A 4175-nucleotide genomic window follows, 5' to 3' on the forward strand; every position below is an offset into this window, starting at 1 on the left:
CCGCACGGGCGGCGTCTGCCTCGGGCAGGTTGGCGGCTTCCAGCACGGCGCCGCCGCGCTCGGTGACGGCCACAGCCACGAAGCCGCCGTCGTCACCACCGCCCACGGGTGTCAGCAGGATGTCCGAGCCGGTGGTGTCCGCCGGGCCGCAGCCGGTCCAGTGGCAAAAGCAGGTGGAGCCAGCCTTGGTGCATGCCAGGGTGACCACCACGGTGGCCTCGCGCCGGGCCGCGTAGTACGGATCGCGGTGGGGGCCGTTCAGGTACACCCGGTCGAAGATGTGGAAACCGCGCGCATCGCACGGGCGACCGCCGAAGATCAGCGCCGGCTCGATGTCCACGGTGGAATCCAGCCGCACGGTGGTGTGGCCGGGGTCGTTGGGATCCTTTTCGCGGATGAAGGCGAACAGCCGCTCGCTCTGCGGAAAGATGACGCCCTTGGGCGGCACCGTGGCGCGGGCCAGCAGCGGTTCCTCGCCTTCCGCGCGGGGGCGGAAGACCACGGCGTCGCCTTCGCGGCGGGGTGCGTAGGTCACGCGGCCCCGCGCCATGTCGTCGAGGGCGCGGGCAAGCTCGCCGCGCGCGATGTATCGTGCGAAGCTCATCACAGCCCATGCTCCTTGATGTTCTTTTCTTCCACGGCAAAGGCCAGCAGCGGCGGCACCGCGTTCACGTCAACGCCTGCGCGGTAGTCGAACAGGGTGCGCACCGAACGGTTCATCCATTGCTTGAGGGACAGCACCGGGATGTTCACCGGACAGGCCCGCTGGCATTCACCGCATTCGGTGCAGCGTCCGGCCAGGTGCAGGGCGTGGATGACCTGGAACTGCAACTTCTCGCGCACGTTGCCTTCCTGGGTGGTCCAGTGCGGGTCGCGGCTTTCGGCAATGCAGTGGTCGCGGCACACGCACATGGGGCACGCATTGCGGCAGGCGTAGCAGCGCAGGCAACGGTCCATCTGGGCGCGCCAGAAGCCGCGCCGCTGTTCCGGGGTCATGGCGTCCAGGGCTTCGAGACTGGGCGGCGCGTCGGGCGCGGGCCCAGCGGGGGCGGAGGCGTTGCCCTCCGCCACGTCGCCCAAGAGGGGCACCGGGGTGTCGCAGGTGCGGCACTTTTCGGCCACCACGTCGGCCAGCTTGAGCCGTGCCGGGGCCTCGCCTTCAAAGGACAGGTTGTCGCCGTCAACGCCCACCGAAGAAGGCGCCGTGTCTGCGCACATCGCGCCATCCGCGTTACCGGTGCCGTCCAGCGCCCTCTGCACGCGGGTCATGTCCACCACGCCCTCGCAGGCCATGCCGAACACCCGCACGTTGTCGGGCTCCACCAGCTTTTCCTGCAACAGCTCGATGACCGAGCGGCTGTCGCACCCCTTCACCACCACGCCCACCTTGCGGTTCTTGAACTGCGGCAGGTAGGTGGCCAGGTTGTGCACGTTCAGCGGCCCCCAGGTCAGCTTGTCCACGTCTTCCGGCTTGCGCATGAACAGCGGCGTGGCGTGCAGCGTGTCAAAGCCCTGCTGCCAGCCGATGACGCAATCCAGTTCCGGCAGCGCCGCGCGGATCTTTTCGCGCAGTTGCTCCAGCGATGCGGCCAGCGTTCCCGCCGCCGGGTACGACAACGGACGCAGGGGCGGGCGCAGCGGCGCACGCGGGGTGTCGCCCCCCGCCGCCAGTGGCAGGTACGGTGCGGCTTCCTCTATGCGCGGGGCATGCCCCAGCTGATGCACCTTTTCCACGAAGTTCGATACGACGTTCTTCCAACGCTGCCCTTCCGACGCGGAAACCCAGGTGTACTGGAAGCGGTCCGGGTCGATGCCGAGGGCGGGCAGGAAGGTCTTCAGCGTTTCAAGCCGACGCCGGGCGTAGAAGTTACCCTGGCTGTAGTGACAGTCGCGCGGGTGGCAGCCGGAAACCAGCACGCCGTCCGCGCCGCCCAGCAGCGCCTTTACCACGAACATGGGATCCACGCGGCCCGAACAGGGCACGCGGATGATGCGCAGGTCCGTGGGCTGCGAGAATCGCCCGACCCCGGCGGTGTCGGCACCGCCGTACGAGCACCAGTTGCACAGGAACCCTACGACGCGGAGTTCCTTCCCCTTCAGGACAGGCATAGTGCGTTGACCTCCGCGAGGATCTGGTTGTCGGTGAAGTGCTGCAACTGGATGGCCCCCTGCGGACAGGTGACCGTGCAGATACCGCAGCCCTGGCACACCGTTTCAATGACGCGGGCCTTCATTTCGCCGCGCAGTTCCATCCATTCGATGGCCCCGTAGGGGCAGGTGGTGATGCACTTGCCGCAGCCCACGCAGCGGCGCACGTCCACCTGCGAGATCTGCGGGTCGCTTTCCAGCCTGCCGCGCGAGAAAAGGCCCAGCACCTTGGCGGCCGCCGCGCTGCCCTGCCCCACCGAGGACGGGATGTCCTTGGGGCCCTGGCACGCACCGGCAAGGTAGACCCCCGCGGTATTGGTTTCCACCGGACGCAGCTTGCAATGGCTTTCCATGAAGAAGCCGTAATTGTCGTACGAGATGCGCAGCTTTTCGGCCAGTTGCGGCGCCCCGTGCGAGGATTCCGCCCCCACGGCCAGCACCACGAGGTCGGCGGGCACCTCCACCTGTTCGCCAAGCAGCGTATCCACCCCGCGCACCAGGTACGTGTCGCCCTGCGGGACGATCATGGACACGCGGCCGCGCACGTACTGCACGCCGTATTCCTCCATGGCCCGGCGGGTGAATTCCTCGTACATCTTCCCGTTGGCGCGGATGTCCATATAGAACACGTAGCTGCGCGAATCGGGAATGTGATCCTTGGTCAGCACCGCCTGCTTGGCGGTGTACATGCAGCAGAAGCCGCTGCAATACGGCCGGTCCACCGAACGGTCGCGCGAGCCCACGCACTGGATGAACACCACGGTCTTGGGCTCCTTCCCGTCCGAGGGGCGCTTGACGTGCCCGCCCGTGGGGCCGGATGCCGACAGCAACCGTTCGTACTGCAAGGAGGTGATCACGTCCGGGTAGCGCCCGCCGCCGTATTCCGCGTAGCGGGTGTGGTCGAACAGGTCGTAGCCCGTGGCCGTGATGATGGCCCCCACTTCCTCGGTGACCACCACATCTTCCATGTCGTAGCGGATGGCCCCGGTGGGGCACACCTTGGCGCACACGCCGCACTTGCCCTTGACGAACTGGCGGCAGGACGTGGGATCGATGATGGCCTTCTTGGGGATGGCCTGCGGGAACGGAATGTTGATGGAGGTGGTGACGCCCACGTGCTCGTTGAACGCATCGGGCGCTTTCTTGCTGGGGCACTTTTCCATGCACAGGCCGCAGCCGGTGCACAGTTCCCAGTCCACGTAGGTGGCCTTGCGCCGCACGTCCACCTTGAAGTTGCCCACGTAGCCGCCGATCTTCTCTACCTCGGCATGGGCGTACAGGCGGATGTTGGGGTGCTGCGACACGTCCACCATCTTGGGGCCAAGGATGCAGCTGGAACAGTCCACGGTGGGGAAGGTCTTGTCCAGCTTGGCCATCTTGCCGCCGATGGTCGATTCGCGCTCCACCAGCACCACTTCGATGCCGCCGTCGGCACAGTCCAGCGCGGCCTGGATGCCCGCCACGCCGCCGCCGATGACCAGCACGCGCTTGGTCACGTCGAACGACTTGGGGTACAGCGGCGCGTTCAGGCGCAGCTTTTCCACGGCCATGCGGACCAGCTCCGCAGCCTTGTTGCTGTTGGCCTCGCGGTCCTTGCCGATCCACGATACATGCTCGCGGATGTTGGCCATTTCGAACATGTAGCGGTTAAGCCCGGCCCGCTCCACCGTGCGGCGGAAGGTTGGTTCGTGCATGCGCGGGGTGCACGAGGCAACCACCACGCCGTCCAGCGAATGTTCCCTGATGGCGTCCACGATGGCTGCCTGCCCCGGTTCGGAGCACGCGTACATGGTGTCGGAAGAAAAGACCACGTCGGGGTAGGCGCGGGCCACCTCGGCCACGCCGGGCACATCCACTGTGCCGCCGATGTTGCTGCCGCAGTGGCAGACGAAAACACCTATTCTCATGCCCTGCCCCCTTCATTCACTGCGGCGGCCTGTTTGGCCTGGGCGGCCTTGGCGGCGGCCTTGGCTGCCTGCGCGGCCTCTTCGGCCTGCCGCGCCGCCACAACCTGCGCCGCGCGGCGG

At 67.2% G+C, this 4175-nt stretch carries 2 protein-coding genes and 1 pseudogene; all 3 read right to left on the reverse strand.

Translation table 11 applies throughout. The features are described from left to right. Positions 1-604: pseudogene (locus tag FVW20_RS08455) on the reverse strand (4Fe-4S dicluster domain-containing protein); the annotation flags it as partial. Next, on the reverse strand, positions 604-2109 hold the full coding sequence (locus FVW20_RS08460; protein WP_196609074.1) for a hydrogenase iron-sulfur subunit: 1506 nt from the start codon (positions 2107-2109) through the stop codon (positions 604-606). The pseudogene FVW20_RS08455 and the gene FVW20_RS08460, both read right to left, overlap by 1 nt. Then, a complete protein-coding gene (locus FVW20_RS08465; RefSeq protein ID WP_196609075.1) occupies positions 2097-4055 on the reverse strand; it encodes a CoB--CoM heterodisulfide reductase iron-sulfur subunit A family protein in 1959 nt (652 codons plus the stop codon). Before FVW20_RS08465 ends, FVW20_RS08460 begins: the two co-directional genes overlap by 13 nt. Between the last annotated feature and the right edge of the window lie 120 nt (positions 4056-4175).

Source organism: Nitratidesulfovibrio oxamicus, assembly GCF_015731765.1.
GTDB lineage: Bacteria > Desulfobacterota > Desulfovibrionia > Desulfovibrionales > Desulfovibrionaceae > Cupidesulfovibrio > Cupidesulfovibrio oxamicus.

Excerpts from the sequence above, each read along its gene's own strand:
- FVW20_RS08465 (WP_196609075.1), bottom strand. The coding sequence starts at position 4,055 with ATGAGAATAGGTGTTTTCGTCTGCCACTGCGGCAGCAACATCGGCGGC.
- FVW20_RS08460 (WP_196609074.1), bottom strand. The coding sequence starts at position 2,109 with ATGCCTGTCCTGAAGGGGAAGGAACTCCGCGTCGTAGGGTTCCTGTGC.